General features: G+C 72.1%; 20 protein-coding genes. 12 read left to right on the top strand and 8 right to left on the bottom strand.

The window, feature by feature from the left end; translation table 11 throughout:
- Positions 1-169: 169 nt before the first annotated feature.
- The 7 genes from IBX62_01155 (at position 170) to IBX62_01125 (ending at position 6,960) form a co-directional block, all read left to right on the top strand.
- The gene (locus tag IBX62_01155) at positions 170-544 is read left to right on the top strand and encodes a hypothetical protein (protein ID MBE0475698.1); all 375 of its coding nucleotides are present in this window, start codon (positions 170-172) and stop codon (positions 542-544) included.
- A gap of 128 nt (positions 545-672) precedes the next feature.
- Positions 673-1,143, top strand: coding sequence for an HAD family hydrolase (locus IBX62_01150; GenBank protein MBE0475697.1), 471 nt, complete (start codon positions 673-675; stop codon positions 1,141-1,143).
- Positions 1,144-1,336: 193 nt separating this feature from the next.
- Entirely contained in the window at positions 1,337-2,476 is a 1,140-nt protein-coding gene (locus IBX62_01145) for a polysaccharide pyruvyl transferase family protein (protein MBE0475696.1), read from the top strand.
- On the top strand, positions 2,476-4,002 hold the full coding sequence (locus IBX62_01140; GenBank protein MBE0475695.1) for an FAD-dependent oxidoreductase: 1,527 nt from the start codon (positions 2,476-2,478) through the stop codon (positions 4,000-4,002). Before IBX62_01145 ends, IBX62_01140 begins: the two co-directional genes overlap by 1 nt.
- Before the next feature lie 25 nt (positions 4,003-4,027).
- Positions 4,028-4,993, top strand: a complete 966-nt coding sequence (locus IBX62_01135; GenBank protein MBE0475694.1) for a hypothetical protein — start codon at positions 4,028-4,030, stop codon at positions 4,991-4,993.
- Positions 4,990-6,084 carry a 2-hydroxyacyl-CoA dehydratase gene (locus IBX62_01130; GenBank protein ID MBE0475693.1) on the top strand — a complete coding sequence of 365 codons (1,095 nt, stop codon included), beginning with the start codon at positions 4,990-4,992 and terminating at the stop codon, positions 6,082-6,084. Before IBX62_01135 ends, IBX62_01130 begins: the two co-directional genes overlap by 4 nt.
- Positions 6,085-6,189: 105 nt before the next feature.
- Entirely contained in the window at positions 6,190-6,960 is a 771-nt protein-coding gene (locus IBX62_01125) for an SRPBCC family protein (protein MBE0475692.1), read from the top strand.
- A 137-nt stretch (positions 6,961-7,097) separates the two neighbouring features.
- On the opposite strand, the gene IBX62_01120 is transcribed toward IBX62_01125, so the two are convergent.
- From IBX62_01120 to IBX62_01110, 3 genes are all read right to left on the bottom strand, one after another.
- On the bottom strand, positions 7,098-7,928 hold the full coding sequence (locus IBX62_01120; protein MBE0475691.1) for a zf-HC2 domain-containing protein: 831 nt from the start codon (positions 7,926-7,928) through the stop codon (positions 7,098-7,100).
- The gene (locus IBX62_01115) at positions 7,925-8,371 is read right to left on the bottom strand and encodes an RNA polymerase sigma factor (GenBank protein ID MBE0475690.1); all 447 of its coding nucleotides are present in this window, start codon (positions 8,369-8,371) and stop codon (positions 7,925-7,927) included. Before IBX62_01115 ends, IBX62_01120 begins: the two co-directional genes overlap by 4 nt.
- 145 nt (positions 8,372-8,516) lie before the next feature.
- Positions 8,517-9,728: a S8 family peptidase gene (locus IBX62_01110; GenBank protein ID MBE0475689.1), complete on the bottom strand. Its 1,212-nt coding sequence runs from the start codon at positions 9,726-9,728 to the stop codon at positions 8,517-8,519.
- A 228-nt stretch (positions 9,729-9,956) separates the two neighbouring features.
- Between IBX62_01110 and IBX62_01105 the strand changes: the two genes are divergently transcribed.
- On the top strand, positions 9,957-10,352 hold the full coding sequence (locus tag IBX62_01105) for a hypothetical protein (protein ID MBE0475688.1): 396 nt from the start codon (positions 9,957-9,959) through the stop codon (positions 10,350-10,352).
- A 133-nt stretch (positions 10,353-10,485) separates the two neighbouring features.
- Entirely contained in the window at positions 10,486-10,935 is a 450-nt protein-coding gene (locus tag IBX62_01100; protein ID MBE0475687.1) for a hypothetical protein, read from the top strand.
- A gap of 129 nt (positions 10,936-11,064) precedes the next feature.
- On the opposite strand, the gene IBX62_01095 is transcribed toward IBX62_01100, so the two are convergent.
- The 4 genes from IBX62_01095 to IBX62_01080 all read right to left on the bottom strand — a co-directional run bounded on the left by IBX62_01095 (position 11,065) and on the right by IBX62_01080 (position 15,876).
- A complete protein-coding gene (locus IBX62_01095) occupies positions 11,065-12,462 on the bottom strand; it encodes a 4Fe-4S binding protein (protein MBE0475686.1) in 1,398 nt (465 codons plus the stop codon).
- Between the two features lie 217 nt (positions 12,463-12,679).
- Positions 12,680-14,167, bottom strand: a complete 1,488-nt coding sequence (locus tag IBX62_01090) for a DUF2779 domain-containing protein (protein ID MBE0475685.1) — start codon at positions 14,165-14,167, stop codon at positions 12,680-12,682.
- Between the two features lie 266 nt (positions 14,168-14,433).
- Positions 14,434-15,126 carry a plasmid pRiA4b ORF-3 family protein gene (locus IBX62_01085; protein ID MBE0475684.1) on the bottom strand — a complete coding sequence of 231 codons (693 nt, stop codon included), beginning with the start codon at positions 15,124-15,126 and terminating at the stop codon, positions 14,434-14,436.
- 75 nt (positions 15,127-15,201) lie between these two features.
- A complete protein-coding gene (locus IBX62_01080) occupies positions 15,202-15,876 on the bottom strand; it encodes a DUF3786 domain-containing protein (GenBank protein ID MBE0475683.1) in 675 nt (224 codons plus the stop codon).
- A 211-nt stretch (positions 15,877-16,087) separates the two neighbouring features.
- Here IBX62_01080 and IBX62_01075 point away from each other — a divergent pair, with 211 nt between their 5' ends.
- Positions 16,088-17,089 (top strand): hypothetical protein, encoded by a 1,002-nt coding sequence (locus IBX62_01075; protein MBE0475682.1) that lies wholly within the window; start codon positions 16,088-16,090, stop codon positions 17,087-17,089.
- A gap of 118 nt (positions 17,090-17,207) precedes the next feature.
- Positions 17,208-18,908, top strand: a complete 1,701-nt coding sequence (locus IBX62_01070) for a cell wall-binding repeat-containing protein (protein MBE0475681.1) — start codon at positions 17,208-17,210, stop codon at positions 18,906-18,908.
- A gap of 72 nt (positions 18,909-18,980) precedes the next feature.
- Here the strand turns inward: IBX62_01070 and IBX62_01065 are convergent, their stop codons facing one another.
- Entirely contained in the window at positions 18,981-20,024 is a 1,044-nt protein-coding gene (locus IBX62_01065) for a hypothetical protein (GenBank protein ID MBE0475680.1), read from the bottom strand.
- A 179-nt stretch (positions 20,025-20,203) separates the two neighbouring features.
- Here IBX62_01065 and IBX62_01060 point away from each other — a divergent pair, with 179 nt between their 5' ends.
- The gene (locus tag IBX62_01060) at positions 20,204-21,319 is read left to right on the top strand and encodes an ABC transporter permease (GenBank protein MBE0475679.1); all 1,116 of its coding nucleotides are present in this window, start codon (positions 20,204-20,206) and stop codon (positions 21,317-21,319) included.
- The last annotated feature ends 1 nt before the right edge of the window (position 21,320 follow it).

Genomic DNA, 21,320 nt, shown 5'->3' with positions numbered 1-21,320 from the left:
GCGGGAAGTCGAAGCGGAGCACGCTCGGCGGCCGCCCTTCCATGTGGTCCCTACCGTCGCCGGGCAGGGAACGCGAAGACGTTGTGGAAGTAGAGGCCGACCGGCGCGGAGGACCGGCGGGCCGGGCTGATGCCCAGGCAGTGCGCACGACGGCTACGAGGAGGACCGAATGCAGTCGCACACCGACATCCTGCTGGCCGATCTCGCGACCCTGGCCGCTTTGGCCTCAGCCGTTCTGTGCGGCCCGGCCGCCACCGCGGCCGCCGCGCTGACTATCGCGGCAGGGAGGAAGCAGCCCGTCACCAAGCTCAGAGCCGCTCTCCTGTCCCTCGCGGCAGCGGGCGTCGTCGGGGGCGGCGCCGCGCTCGGGCTCTTCATCCTGCGCGGAACGATCGAAGAGGCTTCCGCGCTGTTGTTCGCGATCCCCGGCGCGGTGATCGTCTCGCTGCTCGGAGCGCTGCCTGGCGGCCTGCTCGCCCGGTGGCTGCACCGCAGGTTCGGGCCGCGGCGACGCGAGAGCACCTCGAGACTCGACGCCGCCTGAGGTCCCGCTTCACGGTGTCGCCCTTGCCCTGGTGCACGCCGGTACCTTGTGGAAGTAAGATACAGGAGGGTACCGGGTGCTGAAGCGCTCTTCTCCGAACGGTACGGGCCGAGGAGGAGGGCTGAGCGATGCTCACGATCGAGGTGCCGGGGTGGCGAGCGCTCGAACTCGAGTGGCTCGTGCTCGACGTCAACGGCACGGTCGCCAGGGATGGATGGGTCCATGCGAACGTGCGCGACGCGCTCGCCGAGTTGAGCGGCTCTCTGCGCGCTCTCGCCGTCACCGCCGACACGCACGGCCGGGGGGCGTCGGTCGCCGGAGCGCTCGGGATCGAGGTCCGCATCATCAACAACGGCTCGGAGGCCGAGCGCAAGGCGCGGCTGGTGGAGGAGTTGGGCGCGGAGCGCGTGGTGGCGGTGGGCAACGGAGCGAACGACGTCGCGATGCTGCGGGCCGCCGCGCTCGGGATATGCGTGATGGGCCCCGAGGGCTGCGCGTTCGACGCGGCCGAGGCGGCGGACATCCTCACGCGCGACGTCGGCGACGCGATCGGGCTGCTCACGCACCCGCGACGCCTCGCGGCCACGTTGCGCCGCTAGGAGCCTCTCCGGTCGCCGGCCGTCGTCGGCGTACGCCTCCTCCTCTCGGGCCGGCTCCCCGCGTGGATGCCCCGACGGGGACGGCAGAATGCCGCGCGGCGGGGAAGAATCCGGTACGCGAGCCGCCGAACGGACTCGTCCGGGCTCAGACCGTGCGACGCGAGAACCGGCAGCAGGCCGGAGGGGAGGGCCGATGGCGCGCGTCGGCATCACCGGCTCTTACGGCGGGTGCAACCTCGGCGACGAGGCGATCCTGGCCAGCATGGTCACACAACTGCGGGCCTCGCTGCCCGGAGTGGAGATCTCGGTCTTCACGCCGGACCCCGAGGACACGCTGACGCGGCACGGGGTCGAACGCGCGCCGTACAACGTCGGCGTGGGCCGCGACGACCTCCTGTCCGAGATCGAGGGACTGGACCTGCTGATCGTCGGCGGGGGCGGGATCCTGTACGACTACTGGCTCCAGGAGCACCTTCGCGAGATGCAGCTCGCCCTGGAGGCCGGCGTGCGGGTCATGGTGTACGCCGTGGGTGTCGGGCCCCTGGCCGACTCCTCGATCAAGCGGGCACTGACCCAGGCGCTGTTGCAGGCGGACGCGATCACCGTGCGCGATCTTCGCTCACGCCACGCACTGGAGAAGCTCGGCGTCGACGGACGGGTGCTGGTGACCGCCGACCCCGCGCTGCTGCTGAAGCCGGAACCGCTGCCGGATGACGCGCTCACCCGGGAGGGCCTCACCGACAAGGAACGGGTGGTGGGCATGTCCGTGCGCGAGCCCGGTCCCGCTGCGCCCGACATCGACGTCGAAGTCTACCACGCGCAGCTGGCGGGAGCGGCGGACTACATGATCGAGCGGTTCGACGCGGACGTGGTGTTCGTGCCGTTGGAGCCTCAGGTCCAGGACGTGCGGCACTCGCATGCCGTGATCTCGAAGATGCAGCGCCCGCAGCGCGCCAGCGTGCTGAAGGGCGAGTACTCGTCGCAGCAGCTCCTGTCGCTGGTGCGCCACCTCAACTTCGCGGTGGGCATGAGGCTGCACTTCCTGATCTTCGCGGCGCTGCAGCGGGTGCCGTTCGTCGCGCTGCCCTACGCATCCAAGGTGATGGGCTTCGTGGAGGAGCTGCAGATGGAGACGCCACCCCTGCAGAACCTGAGCATCGGGCAGCTGCTGGCCTACATAGACCGCTCGTGGGACCGGCAGGAGGCCCTGCGCAGCCTCGTCGATCGCGGCCTGCCGCAGCTGCAGGAGCGGGCGCGCGACAACAACCGGCTGGTCATACAGGTGCTTGAAGGCGTCGTGACATCCACGGAGAAGGCCGGGGCGGCCCCCTGATGCCGCCGCTGCACCGTCCAGAGCGTGCGCTCGAGGTAAGCCTCCCGGCCCGGTCGGCGACGCTTGCGCGCGAGTGCGACGTCCTGGTGGTCGGCGGCGGGCCGGCCGGCCTCGGCGCCGCTCTGGGCGCTGCGGAGGCTGGCGCGCGCACGGTGCTCACCGAGCGCTACGGCTTCCTGGGGGGCTGGGCGACGGCCGCCCTCGTGATGCCGCTCGCCTCCTACCACACCTCGGAGCTGCGACCGACGCGGCCCGGCTCCTCCGCGCTGTTCCCCACCGACACCGGACCGGGCGAGCCGGTCATACGCGGTGCGCTCGAGGCGTTCGTCGGCCGGCTCGTGGACGCCGGAGGCGCGATCCCTCCTTCGCCGAGGACCGGCTGGGTCGTGCCCTTCGACGCCGAGGTCTTCAAGCTCGTCGCGCTCGAGATGTGCGACGAGGCCGGCGTCGAGTTCCTGCTGCACGCGCTCGCCACGGTCGTGCAGCCGGCCCCGGCCGGCGAGACCGGGGAGCCCGGCCGAGGGCCCGGACGCTCCTCGGCCGGGGCCTGGGACGTGATCTTCGAGACGAAGTCCGGACCCCTGGCGGTGCGAGCGAAGTCCGTCGTGGACTGCACGGGTGACGGGGACGTCGCCGCCGCGGCCGGGGCGTCCTACGAGATCGGGCGGACGGACGACGGCCTCACCCAGCCCGCCACGCTCATCTTCCAGCTCGCCGGCTTCGATCACGCCTCCTTCACCGACTACGTGGCGCAGAACCCCGGCCAGTGGTTCGGCGTCTACGGCCTGTGGGACCTCATCTACGACGCGTTCCAAGCCGGCGAGTACAAGGCGCCGCGCGAGGACATCCTGCTGTTCGCCAGCGTGCGCGACGGCGAGGTGACCGTGAACGCCACGCGAGTGCCGCGGGTCAACGGGGCCGATGCGTTCGACCTCACGCGCGCGGAGATCGAGGGACGCCGCCAGATGCGCGAGGTCGCGGCCTTCCTGAGAGCGCACGTACCGGGCTTCGAGGAGACGTGGGTCGTGACCAGCGGTGCGCAGGTCGGCATCCGCGAGACCCGGCGGGTCGTGGGCGAGTACCGCCTCACCGCCGAGGACGTTCTGGGCGCTCGGCGCTTCGAGGACGTCGTGGCGCGCAACGCCTACCCGATGGACATCCACAACCCCGAGGGCCGCGGGACCGTCCTGCGCAAGCTGCCGCCCGGGCAGGCCTACGACATCCCTCTGCGCTCGCTGATCCCCCTCGGGATCGACGGAGTCCTCGTGGCAGGGCGGTGCATCTCGGCGACACACGAGGCGCTCTCCAGCGCGCGCGTCATGCCGGCGTGCATGGCCACCGGGCAGGCCGCAGGGGTGTGCGCGGCGCTCTCCGCGCGCGCAGGCGCGGCCCCGCGCTCGATAGACGCCGGCGACGTGCAGGCCGAGCTCCTGCGGCAGGGAGCGGACCTCGGCGAGCGGGGCGGGCCGCATGGTGTGCCGGGAGCCGCGGAGGCGCAAGCGGGCGGCACGGGTCGGGTAAGCTAGGAGCGGGGACGAGGCTGGAGGGCCCTTGAACGCATCGAAGCGAACCGGCGGACGGGTCAGGCGCCCGGAGACGATCGGGCTGCCGCGAGCGCTGCTCTACCACCGCTACGGCGTGCTGTGGGAGAGCTTCCTGCGGCAGATCGGGCACGAGGTGGTCGTGAGCCCCGAGAGCAGCACCCCGCTGCTCGAGGAGGGCTGCGCTCACGCGCCGGATGAGGCGTGCCTGCCGGTCAAGCTCCACCTCGGGCACGTGGCATGGCTACTGCCGCGCTGCGACGCGGTGCTCCTGCCGAGGATCGTCTCGCTGGGCAAGCGCGAAGAGAACTGCGCGAAGTTCCTCGGGGCGTACGACATCGCCGCGAACGTCTTCCCGGCAGCGTCGCTGCTCACCTACACCGTGGACGTGCGCAACGGCTGCGGCGAGCGCGCCGGCCTGCGCGCGCTCGGAGAGGCGCTGGGCGCCTCCCCCCTGCGCGCCGCGCTCGCCTGCGAGCGGGCACGGGGGCGGCAGCGGGCACACGAGAGGGCCGAGGCCCGCGCCGAGCTCGAGCGTCTGCGCGCGCGGGACGGACGGCCGGGCGTGCTCGTGGTCGCCCACGGCTACAACCTCGCCGACGAGCACGTCGGGGCGCCCGTCGCGCGGATGCTCGCCGCGGAGGGGCTGCGTGTCGTCTCAGCCGAGGCGCTGGGCATCGGGCGCCGCGGGGGCCGGCCGCGACTGGCCCGCGACGTCTACTGGACGTACAGCCGCGAGCTCCTCGGCAGCGTGGAGCGGGCACTGAGGGCCATCGACGGCATCCTGTTCCTCGTGAGCTTCCCGTGCGGGCCCGACTCGCTCGTCACCGAGCTGTGCCGGCTGCGCATCCGGGACGTGCCGCTGACCTCGATCGTTCTGGACGAGCACGCCGCCGACGCGGGCTTGCGGACCCGCATAGAGTGCTTCGCCGACGTCGTGCGCACGCACGCCGCTCTCAAAGCCGCGCCGGCGTGAGCCCCGTCGTCTCCTTCCCGCACCTCGGCGAGTACGCCGTGGCGTTCCGCCCCGTCGGCGAGTTGCTCGGCGAGGTCGTGCTGCCGCCGCCGATGACCCGCCGCACGCTGGAGCTCGGAGCGGCTCACAGCCCCGAGGCCGCTTGCGTCCCGTTCAAGTACACGCTGGGCTGCTTCATCGAGGCGCTGGAGGCCGGCGCCGAGGTGATCGTGCAGGCCGGTGGAGGGTGCCGGCTGGGCTTCTACGGGGAGGTGCAGGAAGCGATCCTTCGCGACCTGGGCTACGACTTCGGGTTCATGGCGCTGTCGAACCACAGCACGAGCCTTCGGAAGCTCATGCGCGAGTTCAAGCGGCTGAACCCGCGCAACTCCTTCCGCTCCGTCTCGCGCGCCTTCGCGCTGGCCGCAAAGAAGGTCGAGGTCCTCGACGCGATGGAGGCGGTGGTGCGCCGCGACTCCGCCTTCGCCGCCGACCCCGCGGCCTACGAGGGCGCCTTCAGGGACTTCCTGCGCGAGCTGGACAGCGCGCCGACTCCGGAGGCGGCCGAGGAGACCGGGCGCACCGGTCTCGCGCGGCTGGCCGCGGCCGAGTTGAGGCGGCCCGAACGGCCGCTGCGCGTGGGGGTCGTCGGCGAGTTCTACGTGGCCGTGGAACCGTTCTCGAACCACTCGCTGGAGCGCCTGCTGGCAGCGGAAGGCGTAGAGGTGCACCGGCGCGTGAGCGTCTCCGGGGTGTTCGAAGCGGTGTACGGCGGGAAGCGCTACATGCGCGACCTGGTGGCCTCGGCGGCGCCGTACCTCACCCACGACATCGGCGTGGACGGCACCAAGAGCATCGCGCACACGCTCGCGTACATGCGCGACGGCTTCGACGGAGTGGTGCACGTGCGTCCGTTCGGGTGCATGCCCGAGGTCAACGCGGCGCCGGCGCTGCACCGGCTCGCCCGCGAGAACGGTTTCCCCGTGATGTCGCTCTCGTACGACGTGCACACCTCGGAGACGGGCACGCGCACCCGCGTGGAGGCGTTCTGCGAGATGCTGCGACGGCGGCGGCGCGCCCCGGCGTCCGCCTCGGCTGCGACCCGAGCCTGAACACGCGAGGCCGGCGAGGGAACTCAGTCCCGGAGGGCGTGCATCCGCCTCCGCCTGGGAAGGAACCGGCCGACGGACCGGGAACGACCGGACGGAGGGTTCGCCATGGGGCAGTGGATGGGGCATGAGGGACGCTCCTCGGGCACGGGCATGCCCCGCGGTATGCGCGGCGGTATGCGCGGCAGGGCATCGGCCGGGAGGCGGGAGCCCGCAGGAGTCGAGAGCCTCGCGCGCGGGCGGTTCGGAGCGGCGGCGGCGGCTCTCGGCGGCGTGGCGCTGACGGTCCTGGGCGCGACGCGCAGGACGTGGTGGGGCAAGGCGCTCGCGTTCGCGCCGGCCGCCTATCTCGGGACGCGCGCGGTGAGCATGATGACGGCCAAGCCCGGCCGCGCGAGGATCGAGACGAGGACCGGCGGCGTGCGCATCGTCGAGCGCGTCCGGGTCGAAGCGAGCCCGCAGGAGGTCTACGCGTTCTTCCGCAAGCTCGAGAACCTGCCGCGGTTCATGCACCACACGCACGACGTGCGTGAGGACGCGGACGGCCGGGTCCACTGGGTCGCGCGCGTGGCGACGGGGGTGCGCATGGAGTGGGACGCCTTGCTCGTCGACGACGAGCCCGGCCGCCTGATCTCGTGGCGCTCCGCCCCCGAGGAGCCCTTCGAGGAGACCGGCACGGTCCGCTTCGAGCCCGTCGGGGACGGCACCGAGGTAGTGCTGGAGATCGCGTACGATTTCCCGACGACGCCGACGGGGACCCTGGCCGCCCGCGCTTTGAGGGGCGTCACCAGCAACACCGTCGCCGAGGAGCTCCGCAGCCTGAAGAGGATCGTCGAGAGGCGCCAGGCGCCGCAGCCCGCGGGCGTGCGGATGCGCTGACAGAGACTGAGCGCGGACACCGGGCGGAGCTCCCGAGCACCGAGGGGGCGACGGAGCGTCCCCGACACCGGGCGGAGCGGGGGCTGCGAGCCGTTCGCCCGCCGCCACGTCCGCCGGCGATCACGGCCACCGCCGCTCTACGCGTCCATCTCGACACTGTCGACGAGGTAGGCGTCCCCGGCCTTGATGACGGTGAAGTTCTCCTGGTACTGCGAGTCGTGGAACTCGGCGTCGGACAGGCGCACGAACACAAGGTACGTGCCGTCCTGGGCGAGGCTGACGTCGGTGGTCTGCGCGAAGGTCACCGTGGCGCCCTCCTTGAGGTAGTCGCCCGGGCGCCTGTCGATCTCGGCTCGCAGGCGCTCCGTCGCCATCGCGCGCAGCGCCGAGGCGTCCCGCTCGTACTGGGCCCGGACGAAGCGCACCACGAGTCCCTGCACCGCGTCGTTGACCTCGGGCGGCAGAGCCGGCTCGGCCGTGTTGACCTGCGGCATCCGCTCGCCCTCGATCTCGCGCAGCTCGATCTCGAGGCGCTCGACCTCCTCGGCGAGGCGCTCGGTCTCGGCTTCGAGCTCGGCGCGGTCCTCGCGCAGCTCGGCGAGCTGCCGGCCCACGGGCAGCGGGAGCTGCTCGGCGACGGCGGGCACGGAGGCTGCCGTCGCGGTCAGCAGCGCGGCGGCGACGCCGGCGGCGGCAGCGACCCTCCAGCCCCGCCCGACGCCGGATCCGACATGGGACGCCCGCCCCTGGGGCACCTCGAAGCGCCGCCTGGGCACGAAGGACCCTCCCAGGTCGGTCAGTCCGGCCACGACCCGCCGAGTGGACTCGTAGGACGCCGCGCACGCCTCGCAGACGGCGAGGTGTTCGGCCACCTCGCGCGCTCGCGCGGCCTCGAGGTCACCGCCGATGTAGCTCTCGAGGCTCTCGCGGCAGGCCTCGCAGTCGATGCTCGCGTTCTTCGCGCTCATTGCGCCACCTCCGCTCGGTCGTCGGTGCCCAGCGCCGCGCCCAGCTTGCCGAGCGCACGGTTGAGGCGGGACTTCACGGTGCCCACCGGGCACCCCAGCGTGTTCGCGATCTCGGCGAGCGTGAGGTCCCGGAAGTACCGCAGCGCGACGACCTCGCGATGGTCCGCGTCCAACCCGTGGACCGCCGCCATGAGGTCGAGCCCGTCCTCGCGTCCCACGTAGGTGAACGCTTCGGACTCCGGCGGCGCGGCGGTCACCACCAGCCGCCGCCTCTTGCGCAGGATGGTGTTGCACTTGTTGACCAGGATGCGCGAGAGCCACGCGGGGAACGCCCGCGGATCGCGCAGTCCTCCGATCTTCGCATACGCCTCGGCGAGGGCGTCCTGCACCGCGTCCGACGCATCCCAGCCCGACCGCAGGACCCCGTACGCGGTCGCGTACATGGACCCTCGTGCGCCCGCACCAGCACCTCGAACGCCGCTCCGTCGCCTCGCCGGGCACGCTCGACGAACTCGTGCTCCTCCACGCCGACCTCCTTCCCGTCCACACTAGGAGATGCGGGAAGGGCGCGGAAGGTTCCACGGCGCCCTAGGGCGCGACGGCTCGATCCGCGCGCACGAGTCCGTATCCGAAGCCCGCGTCCCACCCGGCCGGACCGAGGTCCTCCGCCGCGGCACGCAGCTTCGCGCGCACCTCGGCGAGGTCCCAGCGGCCGTTCCCGTTCGCATCGTGACCTGCGACCGGGGTGTCGAGCAGCAGCGCGACGGTACCGGCGACGTGTGGCGAGGCCATGGACGTGCCGCTCAGCGTCTTGTAGGTCGAGCCCTTGTAGGTGGAGTAGATGCTCGAGCCCGGCGCGGCGAGCTCCACGGACGGACCGGTGCTGCTGTAGGAGGCGAGCGCGTCCGAGGAGGTCGTCGCGCTGACGGCGATGACCTCGGGGAAACGCGCGGGGTAGCTGACGGTGTCGGCGCCCGGCCCCGAGTTGCCCGCCGCCGCCACGAGCACGACGCCGGCGTCATGGGCCGCCTTCACCGCGGACGCGAACGAGGCGCTGTAGGTCGAAGTGCCCAGGCTCATGTTCGCGACCTGCATGCCGTTCGCCGCCGACCACTGCAAGCCCTCGATGACGTCCGAGAGGTAGCCGCTGCCGTTGCGGTCCAGCACCTTGACCGCGTACAGGTCGACGGCATGCCCGACGCCCACGACGCCCACGCCGTTGTCCACGGCGCCGGCGATTCCCGCGACGTGCGAGCCGTGACCGTTGTCGTCACGGTACTTCGACGTGTAGGCCACCGTGCTGACGCCCCCCTTGAGGTTGTCCACCAGGTCCGGGTGGGAGGGGTCGATGCCGGTGTCTACCACGGCCAGCTTGACCGGGTCGGCCGTGGAGGTGGCCCACGCCAGATCCGCCTCGATCCGGTCCACGCCCCACGGCAGCGTCTGGGCGGGTTGCGGCTTGCCCGGCTTCGACGGCTTGACTTCAGGCTTGGCGAGCGCATGCAGCACGATGTCGTCCTCGACGCGCTCGACCTCCGCCAGGCGCCCCACGGCGCGCCCGGCGGCGGCGTCCGGCAGCCACACCGCGGCGGCGCCGATCATCGGGAGGGACTTCAGCCGCACGCCCCCGAGCCGCTCTATCCGCTGCAGCGCTCCGCCCTCGACCTCTCCGGAGCGGAACACGACGATCTTGCGCGAGCCGCCCGCCGAGGGCGCGGCGGACACGGGTACCGCGGCTGCGAGCACGACGGCCGCCAGAGCCAGAGCCAGCACGGCCGATCGTATCCCTTTGCGCGTCATCTTGGACCTCCCGTGACATAGGCCACGCTCGTGCAGGCCGCGGCTCGTCTCACCTTCTTCTTCCTTCTATTCCGAGCGGCGGACTTTTGCAAGCGCGCACGCGCCCGTGGCGCCGCCACCGCACCTGCGCGCACGCGGTCTTTCGAGAGAGGCCGCGGCGCGGACCTGCTACCGTGTCTTTCGGCGGGCACGGGCCGCGCGGGGCGGCTTCGGGAGGAAGGATGTCGGGTGGACAGGCTCAAGCGCATCGCCGGACGGGTGTTCGCCGTGCTCCTCGGCGTGGTCTGGGGTTTCTTCGTCTCGTTCAACGCAGTGTTCTCCGACGTGTTCGGCGCGAGGGACATGGCCGGGGCGCTCGTCTACGTGCTCGTTGGCTTCGCGCTGCTCGGCCTGGGCTTCGGGCTCGCGGCCCCCTCTACCGGTCCTCGTTGGGCATGGTGGCTCGCGACTCCCGGTGTGCTGATGGTGGCGCTGTTCACCATCGGCGAGTACCAGCGGCTGCTCTACCACGCCCTGGTCGTCGCGGCCGTGGTCGGAGGCGCGGCAGGCGGGGCGGCGCTGGGGGCGTTCGTGCGCGGAGCGGTGCGCGGACGGGGGGCGGTGGGCCCGGGACGCCCCGCCTGAGAGCGGGCGCGTCATGCGCGCGCCGTGCCCTCAGGGAGGACGGCGGCGAGCGACCATGCCTCATCGCGAAGCCCGGGGTTGCCGATGACGTAGGTATGTCCTTCCCCCGCCTAGAGACAGTCGAGGAGGCAACATGAGACGAACCCTATTCGCAGTATGGATCCTGGCACTGGTCGTAGCACTGACCGCGAGCGTGGCGGTCGCGGTGGACGGCCCGGGGACGCCGTCGGAGACGGAGCTCATCCTGGCAGCCAACCGCAAGGTGGCGGACCTGGACAAGCCGCTCGTGGTGCACGGAACGCTCCGCGCACCGGTGTCTTGCGAGGCGAGCCCTTCGGTCGAGACGACGTGCGATCCCGAACCCGTGGACGTGGCCGGACGTGAGGTCGTCATCGAGTCATCCGGCGACGGCGTGGAGTGGAGCACGTTCGCGACGGTCGTCACCAACGAGGACGGGGGCTTCGCCGTCAAGGACTTCCCGACGGCGCTGACCTGCTACCGTGCCTACTTCATGGGCGACGACGAATACGCTTCGGCCATGACCGACGTGGTCATCGTCGACGTCCGTGCGGGCAAGAAGTAGCGCGGTGCCGCACGTCCGCATGATCTCCCGCCCTCACACTCCGTAGCCGAACCGCGACGCGGGGGAAGGGGCGCACGCTCGGCGACGGATGGGAACGCGGGTACCGGGAGGGGGCCGCACACCCGATGCCTACGCAGGCCCGACCGGAAGCCCGGGCGCCTTGGAGCCCGGCACCCGGATCGCCGGCGGCATCTCCGGACAGACGCGAGCGCACTGGTTGCAGCCGACGCACGCCTCGACGTCGACCACCGGCGCACCGACGGTCCCTCCGAAGCGCCCGGGGGCCTGAGTCTGAGTGAGAGCGCCGGTGATCGGGCACGCTCCTCGGCAGACCATGCAGCTCCGCCCGCCGCCCCATGCCCGACAGCGGCGGCGGTCCACTCGCGCGACGGTTCCGATGCCCAGCATCACCTGCTCCCAGTCGCTGAGCGTGTGCAACGCGTCGGTCGGGCACACTCGGGCGCAGCGGTTGCAGCTCAGCGTGCAGTGGACGGGCCGCTCGTCGAGCATCGGCGTCCAGAGCCCCGCAGGGGAGGTCAGCGAGAGGCTCGGCCGGAGAGAGGCGCTGGGGCACGCGCTGTAGCACGCCCCGCAGCGCACGCACAGCCTTGCGAGACGCGCCTCGTCGGTGCCGGGCGGCCGCAGCGTGGTCGCGTCCGCGCGCAGCGGGAGCGCGGCCACCGCGAGCGATGCGGCCGTCACGCCCAGCGCGACGAGCGCCTCGCGACGCTCGGGACGGAACGCGGGCGTCAGGACGGCCGCCGGCACGGGCCGGAACGAGATCGCGCCCTCCGGACAGCGGTCCGCGCAGCGCATGCACAGCATGCACTCCTCGGAACGCGACGCGAAGCCTTCCGCGCGCTCGACCGCCCAGGTCGGGCAGCCGCTCGCGCAACGAGCGCACCCCGTGCACGCGCCGGCTCCCACGGCACGCCTGACGCCCGGCAGCCTGGCGAGCAGCGCGAGCAGGCCGCCGAGCGGGCAGAGCGCGCGGCACCACCCGCGGCGGCCCAGGGCGTTGAGCCCGACGACGGCGGCCAGCGGCACCAGTGAGAGCAGCGCGATCGCGCGGAACGCATAGCGGCCGATCGACGCCCCGGCGTTCACCGCGATCGCGTCGGTGCCGGCGAAGGGTCGCGCGAGCTCCTGTAGCGGGCGCGTGACGATGGTGACCGGATCGAGCACCATCGGGGAGAGCGTCCCCGATGCGGCCGCGCCCGCGACGACGGCAAGCGTGACGTACTTGCCCAGACGCCACCCCCCGCGCAGCTTCGGCGCGCGTCCGCGGGGAGCCGCAGGCAGCACGTCGAGCAGCGTGCCGACCGGACACAGCCAGCCGCACCATGCGCGGCCGAAGGCGACCGTGAGCGCGACGGTGACCAGCGCGGTGGCCCAGAACGCGATCGCCCTGCGTGACGCGACGAGCGCCGCCAGTCCGACCAGGGGATCGAGACGCGAGAAGAGGTCCTCAGCCAGCCAGGGCAGCCGCATGCCCAGCCCTGCGACCGTCAGCGCGACGAACGCCACGAAGCTGACGGCCTGGACCGCCTGCCTGAGACGCGTGCGTCGGGGTCGGATCGCAGGTATGCGGATGGGGACTCCGGGGGTGAGCCGGCTGCCGGGCCGGGCGTCTCGCTTGCTCGACGCGCTGCAAGCGGTATACCACGGCCCCGGGGCTGCCGCGAGTCGGAGCCGGGACAGCGGCGGCTCCCAGGACGGGAGCGGTGGCCTGCTCGCCGCCGGGCTACCCGGCCGCTTCCAGCGCCATCTCGCCGAACCGTTCGTAGAGGCGCACCATCGCCATCGTGTCCGTCCCGCAGTACGCCCGCAGGTCGGCGAAGAGCCGCTCACGCTCCTCCCCTGCGATCTCGCCGCGAGCGGCCGCCTCGTACCGCAGCATCGCCGCGTCCCCGTCGCGGATCGCCAGGCCATCGTAGGACAGGTCGTCCACCAGCGCCGGCAGCACGTACTTGATCGACGTGGAGCCGTGGAAGTCCGGGTGGCGCACGTGGTCGGCCACCACGTCGTGCAAGTCGAACAGGCGCCGCCGGATCCCCCCGATGCGCTCCGCGTGTTCCGGGAGATCGCGGGCGAGCGCCGAGAGGACGGTGTTCTCGAAGCCGGTGTAGACGACGACGCTGCCTTTGCCGTCGACGGCCTGAAGCAGCGCGCGGACGAACGCCGGACGCGGGTCCCCCTCGGCGCCGTGGAGGAACTCGCGGTGCTCGAGGCTGCCGTCGGAGCGCATGACGTGGTCCGAGAACTGGAAGGGCAGCTGCTGATGCGGCCGCGTGCCGGGGTACAGCGGCAGCGCCGGCTTGAACGTCTCGAAGTCCAGGAAGTGGACCGGGGAGGTGAGTCTGACGAGCGTCTTCCCGATGTCGCCCTTCACCAGGAGCCTGCCGGCCTGGATCACCTGGCAGACCTCGCGCTGCTTGGCCGTCAGCCCCGGGTGCGCCGGCGGCACGTCGAGGATGCACTCGATGCCGTCGTCCAGCAGCGCGTCCAACACCTCCGAGGAGATCCGTGGGATCTCGGTCACGGGGAACTCGGGCAGGAAGGCGTGGCAGTGCCCCATGAACGCGCAGTCGTACGGCTTCCCGCAGTGCTTGCCGATGCGGACATCCGGACACTCGCCCGCGAGCAGGGCGAGCATGCGTCGAACTTCGCCGGGTACGCACGGAAGGTAAGCGCGGACGGGGTCGGTGAGATCGGCGAGAGCGAAGAGTCGCTCCAGATCGTACTCGCCTCCCTCGTAGACGTAGGTGTTGTCCAGGTGCATCACGTACACACGCCCCAGCCGCAGCCCGGCGCCCTCGACGACGTAGGCCTGGACGGCGGCATCGGTCAGGTGCTCCGGCTTGCAGCTGGTGGAGGACTTCACCTCCACGAGGTCCCACGCTTCGCCGCGCCGCACGAGCACGTCGGCGCGGACGAAGACACCGTCGTGCTCGAGCGCGGCCTCGTAGATCGCGTCCACCCCTTCGGCCAACAGCCGCCTGGTCGTCTCCAGCGCCTGGGCGCCGTACCGGTGGTCCTCGGCCACGAGGACGCCTCCGGGGAAACGCTTCCGCGCGAGCTCGCCGATGCGGTGCCCGTCGGCGAAGATCGCCTGCTGCCGCTCGCTCAGCGGGTCGGCCAGCTCCGGCGCGTGCACCTTGAGCCAGAGGCACTTCGGACACTGAAGCCCGCTCTGGAACCGCGACTTGGACAGCCGGTACGTCCGTGCCATGCCAATCACCTCGTTCGAGTCGACGGACGGAGCATACGACGGCGGTCTGACAACGGCGGCCGCGGGACGGCTCGGCCCTGCGCGCCGAGGGCGTCCGGCCCGGTTCGATCTCCGCCGGGAGTGGAACAGCGCACACTCCCGCATGCCGTGCCGCCCGCGCGCCTCCTCATCCGACCGACGAACGGCGCGACGTGAGGGTCGACGAGCGGCGTCAACGGGTGTGCGTCGGATCTCGCGGAGTACGCAGCTCCGGCTTTCGGCGGCGATCAGGTCCCTGAGTCGCCCGGCCGGCGGGCTCTCCGTCCCCGCTCGGAAGGACCTCGCCCCCGCCACGTCCTCGACAGCCGGTCCTGGGCCAGTTCGGGATCGAAGTGCTCGGGGTTCCAGCGCCATCCCATGACGGCGCGAGCCCACTCCGCGCGTTCGCGCCCCCATTCGTCGACCCGCTCGCCCGCGTACGCGGCGAGGATCTGCTCGTAGCCGGGGATGCCCCCACAGTCCTCGGGCGGCCCTGAACGCTCGCCTTCCAGGAGTGCCGGGAGTCGGCCGACGTCCACTTGCTGGACACCTTCGACCTCGATCGTGTGATCCCAGCCGTCCCCGAAGTCGTACAGGTACTCGAAGCGCCTCACTCCCCGCCCGACGACATCCCGCAGCCGCACCTTCCGCTCGTCGCGCGGAGGCGTGCGCAGCGCCTCGACCTCGGCCGGGTCGACGCCCCGGCCGAGCAGCTCCTCACACCAGGCGGGGGCGGGCGGGTCCCACGGCCACTCGGGGTCCGGGACCTCGTAGCGTACCCGGTCGATCTCGAAGCGGTGCAGGTGGCAGTCCTCCCAGCCGAACGCCGCCTGCACCACGCGGTGCACTCCGTTGAGCGTGAAGGAGTCCGGGACGAGGACGCGCCGCCAGATGCGCGGCTCGAACGGCTCGAGGGTCATCAGCAGGCGGACGGCTTCCATTGGCGCATCATCGCACAACCCCGGACGTGGACGTCCCGTTCGGCGGCGGGGGCGCTCTCGGCGGCTCACACCCTCCTACCCCTCGCCCGGATCCGCCGCCATCAGCGCGTGGGTCGCGATCGCGCCCAGCAGCGCGCAGCCGTCGATGGGGAGGTGGTGGGACGCGGAGGCGTCGTAGAGGATGTCGGCCCGCGCCTCGAACTCGTCGTCGGCGCTCCAGAAGGTCAGCGCGAGCGGCATGCGCGGCAGCGCCGGCAGCAGCAGGACGACCTCTCCGGGCAGGTCCAGCGGGCGCGCGCCCAGGGACGCCGCGGCGGAGCGAAGGTCCTCGGCACGCTCCCCGAAGTGCCGCACCAGCGCAGTGCCGGTGTACCCGCGCCAGGCGCTGACGTAGAAGCGGCCTTCAGGTAGTTCGGCGAAGGACACCCAGCGCCCGGTCGGAGGCGTGCCGTCCGAGACCGCGATGTGACGCAGCAGCACGGCGGCGACATGGCCCGGGACGGACCGCCCGTCGTCGGAGAAGACGGCCTCGAAGCCGGGGTGGCCGATACGCACGGGCCGGCCGAGCAGGGGCAGCGCGAAGTGCGCGTCCTCTCCGCCGGTGAAGCCGATCCCGCAGCGCCTCGCCGCCTCGGCCGGGTCGGCCTCGGCCGCCAGCGCCTTGGCCGCGTCCAGTCCCGTGGTCATCTCCTGAGGGTAGGCGCCGGAGCGCGGGATGTGAAGGGCCGCTCGGGCCGGTGCGACAGCCACGGCGGCCCCGAAGCGCGGTCTCGATTCCGCACCACGTGTCTGGCAAGGATGGGAAACGGCATGACCCTCGCTCCGCAGGCGAGGAGAAGGAACCAGCCGGACCGGGAGTGACCTCGACCCGGGAGGACGCGGCCACGGAGCCCCCGGGACGCGCCACCGCGGGTCCCTCGACTCCGGCGCGTCCATGCACATCGTCGACCAGGAGAAGACAATGTCTCACACCCGTCTTCGGCCGTTGACAGCGGCGATGCTGTCCCTGGCGCTGGCGCTGGCGCTCACGCCGGCCGCCGTCGCGCAGCCGGCCTATGCTCCGGTCACGGATCTGGACAGCAGACTGCTGGTTGACGTGGGTTCGTCCTCCGGCGTCGTGCTCGTCACGGCCACCCTGCCGGAGGAGACGAGACTCCCCGCCAAGGTCGCGCTTCCGGTGCCGGCCGGTGCGAAGCTGCTCTGGACCGGCGAGATCGTGGGCGTCGATCCGTCGAAGGACCCGCAGCGGCAGTACACCGTCGAGAAAGCCGACGGCTACGACCTCGTCGTGTTCGATCTCTCGGAGAGTCGCGTCGCGCAGGCCGAGTACGAGTCGCCGCCTTCCGCGTCGCCGGGAGGGGCCAAGACGCTGGCTCTGTCCATGGCGGTGCCTTACGAGACGCCGTCCGCATCGCTGTCGCTCCAGGTGCCCGCCGGGGCGCAGGTCAGCACGACCACGGCCGGCCTCGTTCCCGAGCAGCCCGGACCGCAGGGGAGCTACTACACGCTGCGGAAGAGCGGCCTCAAGGGCGGCGAGAAGCTGGAGGCTTCGCTCACCTACACGGGCGGGACGACCGCCTCGCCGGGCGGAACCGCAGGTGGCCTCGGCGGTACCGGCGGCAGCGGCGCACCCGGCCGCACTCAGGGCGGCTCGAGAACGGCGCCGGTCGTCGTGCTGCTGATCTTCGCCGGCCTCGCCGGAGTCGCCGCGTACGCCATCATGGCCAAGGCGCGCGGGAGGGTCGGGGACCGCGAAGCAGACGACGGCGCCCAGGCCGTTCCCTCGAGGCGTCGCCCTGCAGTCGTCACCGCGGACAGCGAGGAGGACGACGGCTACTTCGACGACGAGCCTCGCGCCGAGGAGACCCCCGCGGAGACGCCGAAGCCGGCGCGCAAGGCGGCATCCTCGGCAGGCTCGACCCGGAAGCGTGCCGCCGGCGGCGGCAAGAAGGCTGGGGTTTGATCCCGAAGCTGTCGTAGTGTAGGGACCTGCGGTGGTGCGCCCGGTTCACCCCCGGACGCCTCTCGCACGTGGTAGATTCTGGGGGTAGGGCGATTCCGTCCCGAGGATCGGAGGGGTCATGAGGATCCGCGCCCGGGCGCTTCCAGCGCTGATGTCCGCCTGCCTGCTCGCGCTCGCCTGGTTGCCGCCGACGGCCGCAGCCTGGCCGCCCACCTTCGCGCCCGATGCGTACGAGTCCCCCGGCGACGACACCCCGGCGTCGGCTCGCGACATCACGTACGCGATCGCAGCGGCCGGCAAGGACCCGTACACAGAGGCGCACACCTTCGACGCCGCGACGTCCGGCGGGGTGTGTGACGAGGACTGGTTCCGCTTCTCGGTGGGGGCGGCCGACGCCGACGCCGGTATCGTCTACCTCTTCGAGGCGGTCGCCAACGACGACCGCGACGTGAACCCCGTCATCGAGATCTACGGCCCGGGTCTCTCCTTCACGCCGAACCCCGGCAACACGCTGCCGGTGCTGACCCTCGACAGCGCATCTGTCGCCGGAGCCATCCGTGGGCCCTGGTGGGAGCATCTGGGAGCGAGTCTCACCTTCAGGCCGACCGCGGCGGGTACCTACTTCCTCCGCGTCCGCCCCTACGGCGACAGCGTCAGCGGCGGCTACTACGACAACGCCGGCAGGTACACGTTCCGCGCGAAGGTCGGCGACTTCACGCGCGTCTACGGGCCGGACCGCGTCCGCACGTCGGTGCGCATCAGCGAGGAGCGCTTCGCCGACATCACGCTACGCGGCGGCATGGGGTACTTCAACCTCAGAACCGCGATCGTGGCGAACGGCTACAACTTCCCGGACGCACTCGCCGGCGCATCGCTGGCCGGCGTCTGCCAGGGACCGATCCTGCTCACGAAGAAGGACTCGCTGCCCGGTGAGACGCGCGCGGAGCTCGTCCGGCTCGACCCGGACCGCGTCTACGTGCTGGGTGGCCCGCCCGCCGTGAGCGACGCCGTCGTGCAGCAGATACGCGACGCGTTCCCCAGCTGGGCGCCCGTCACGGTGGAGCGGATCGCGGGACGGGACAGGATCGCGACCGCCGACAGGATCGCCCGCAAGACCAGACAGCTCGTCACCACGGCGTCGCCGCCGTGGCCCGGGACGCCGTTCCGCCGCTTCGCGTTCCTGGCGAACGGCTACAACTACCCCGACGCGCTGGCGGCGTCGTCGATGTCGGCGGGCAACTTCGCGCCGATACTGCTCACCCGGCAGGACAGGCTCGATCCCCGTGTGCTCGACTGCATCCGCGACTTGGGCATCACCGACGTCGCGATCGTCGGCGGCCCTTCGGTCGTCTCGGCCGACATCCAGACGCGCCTGAGAGCCGAGCTCGGCTCGGCTCACGTCATCAGGCTCGCCGGAGCGGATCGGTACCAGACCGCCAAGGTCTTCGCGACGTGGGCGGCCGGGCTCCCGGCCGACACCGCTTCCGTCGGGACGCCCGGGCGTCCCGACGCGCTCACGCGCAGCGAGCGCGAGACGATCGCGGTCTGCCGCGGCGACGACTTCCCGGACGCCCTCTCGGCGGCCCCGTTCTGCAGCCAGGGCTGGTTCTCTCGGCCGAAGCCGATACTGCTCACGCCGTCGAAGTCGACCTCGCCGTGGCTCTACGACACCGAGGGCAGGTTGCCCTCCGCCCAGCGCTCCTTCCTGGAGGAGGTATGGGCGGTGACCGGGACGCCCACGATCGGCCGTTCCTACATCTTCGGAGGTCCACCGGCCGTGTCGAACTGGACGTTCTGGCAGCTCGACGTGCAGAGCTAGCGGGGCGCGCGAAGATCGAGACGAGATGTCCCGAGGTAGAGCGCTGCGCCGAGGACCGGCGCCGAGGACCGGCTACCCCCGCACCCCCACGGCGATCTCCTCGGCGATCGCGGGCCAGGCCTGCACGAGCCCCTCGTTCGAGTGCTGGGCGAGGTCGCCTATGCGTACGCGGCTGCCCTCGGCCTCCAGACCCTCGTCGAGGTCACGCAACGCACGGCGCAGCCGCGAGGACGCGATGAACGCCGAGAGCTCCTCGCGCGCGAGCGCGCCGGCCTCGCGCGTGAGCGCAGCGTAGGCGGGCAGGAACGTCGCCCAGTCCACGTACGGCACCCGGTCCTCCTCGGGCAACCGCAAGCGCTCCGTGAGCGAGTAGTCGAGCTGCCGCCCTCCGGCTCGGCGGACCTCGGCGAAGCCCGCCCGCTCCAGGTCCGAGAGGTACTCCGCGACGATGCGCTGGCTGTAACCGGAGCGCGCGTGGATGAGCCGTCCGTGCGCCTGCTCGTGCGTCCACAGGTACGTGAGCACCTCCGCGCGCGCCCCTATGCCGACCAGCGCGCGCGCCCGGAAGCGCAGCAGCGCGGGCGAGCGCACGGGCAGGGGGGCGGTCATGCCTCTCAGCGTGAGCGGCGCGCGCAGGAAGCCGTGGCGGGCGAAGAGCTCGTCTGGCTCCTCCGGCGGCGCCTGCGGCTCCCCGTCGGCGCCGAGGAAGAGCGCCTGCGGCTCCCAGGGCTCATCGGCCTCCTCGGCGATCCAGGTCTCGGCGAGAGCGGTCCACTTGGGGTCGGCCAGGCGCGAGTCGAGCATCTCGGCGACGGCGGCGGCGAGGCGCCGGACGGCGATCGGCGAGACGCGCACGAAGCGGCGCAGGCGCGAGATGTCGATGGCCGGCCCGTGCTCCACCAGCCAGTCGAGCACCCCGTCGAAGAGCCGCGGGTCCCGCCTGCCGACCTCGAGCGAGAAGACGAGCAGCGCCTCGGGGTCGATGACGCCGGCCTCCCAGCGCTGTCCGCCGCCGCTGCGAGCGGACACGCCGAGCTCGCCCCACTGCCGCCGGCACGACAGCAGCGCCGCCTCGAGCAGCGTCTTCCGCGACTGGACGAGCGGCCGCAGGGGCATGCGCGGGCTCCCTCGTGCGTTCGGGGTGCGGGCCGGGGTTGCGGTGCGCGCACACGCGTGCGGCACCTCTAGGAGTCAGAGTGCATCACTGCTAGGCGTCGGTCAATGCGGCTGCCACCGCCCTCCCGCCCTTCCCGGGTAGGAACCGTCCGCCTGTACCCGCACGAGAGGTCCGCGCCTTGGTCTCGGTCGGCGCGCGCAGCATGCTGCAGGAGAAGACGCGCTTCGCGATCACCAGCGGGGGCGTGGCGCTGGCCGTCATGCTCGTGCTGGTGCTCAACGGCATGTACCACGGCATCAACGACCGCCTGACGTCGTACGTGCGCAACAGCCCCGGCGATCTCATCGTCTCCCAACCCGGCACCCGCAACTTCATCGGCGCGCGCTCCAGCCTGCCCGAGCGCCTGCAGGGCGTGGCCGAGGACGCCGAGGGCGTCTCGCGCGTCGCCCCGATCGTCGCCCAGTACGTCACGATCGCCCCGACCGGCCGCTCCGAGTTCTCGCTGCTCGTCGGGTACGACGCGGACCGCGGCGGCGGGCCGTGGCGGATGGTGGAGGGCCGGGAGCCGCGCGAGACCGACGAGGTGGTCGCCGACGCGACGATCGCCGAGCTGCAGGGGCTGCGCGTCGGGGACGAGCTGGAGGTCCTCGGCCGGGACCTGCGGATCGTCGGCCTCTCCGAGGACACCTACACCTGGCTGGCCGGCATGCTGTTCGTGACCTACGACGGCGCCGCCGAGCTCGTGACGGCTGACGGCGACCCGTCGTTCCTGCTGGTCACGCTGGAGGAAGGGCGGGAAGCCGGACCCGTGATCGACGACCTCGAGCGCCGTCTCGGAGGCGACGCCGCGGTCTCCTCACGGCAGCTGATCGCCGCGAACGATCGCGAGCTCTACGGCCGCTTCGTCAACCGCACGCTGGGCTTCATGGCGCTGGTGGGCTTCCTCATCGGCACGACGGTCGTCGGCATCGCGATGTACAACGCCACCGCGGAGCGCCGCCGCGAGTACGGCACGCTCAAGGCGATCGGCATCCCCAACCCGCGACTCTTCGGCGTGGTGCTGGTCCAGGCGCTGGTCGCGGCGTCCGTCGGGTTCGTCGTCGGCGTAGGACTCGCGCTGGCCGCCGGCGAGGTCATCGCGTGGATCAACCCGCGCTTCCTCGTGCTCGTGGACGCGCCCGCACTCGTCCGCACGGGTGCGGCCACGCTGGCGATGGGCGCCCTGGCGACGTTCATTCCATCGTGGCTGGTCGCCCGCATAGACCCCGCGATCGCGTTCCGGCGGGGGGTGTGAC

It is taken from the genome of Coriobacteriia bacterium (assembly GCA_014859305.1).
Lineage (GTDB): Bacteria > Actinomycetota > Coriobacteriia > Anaerosomatales > Kmv31 > Kmv31.
This window is presented reverse-complemented; position numbering and strand designations above follow the sequence as displayed.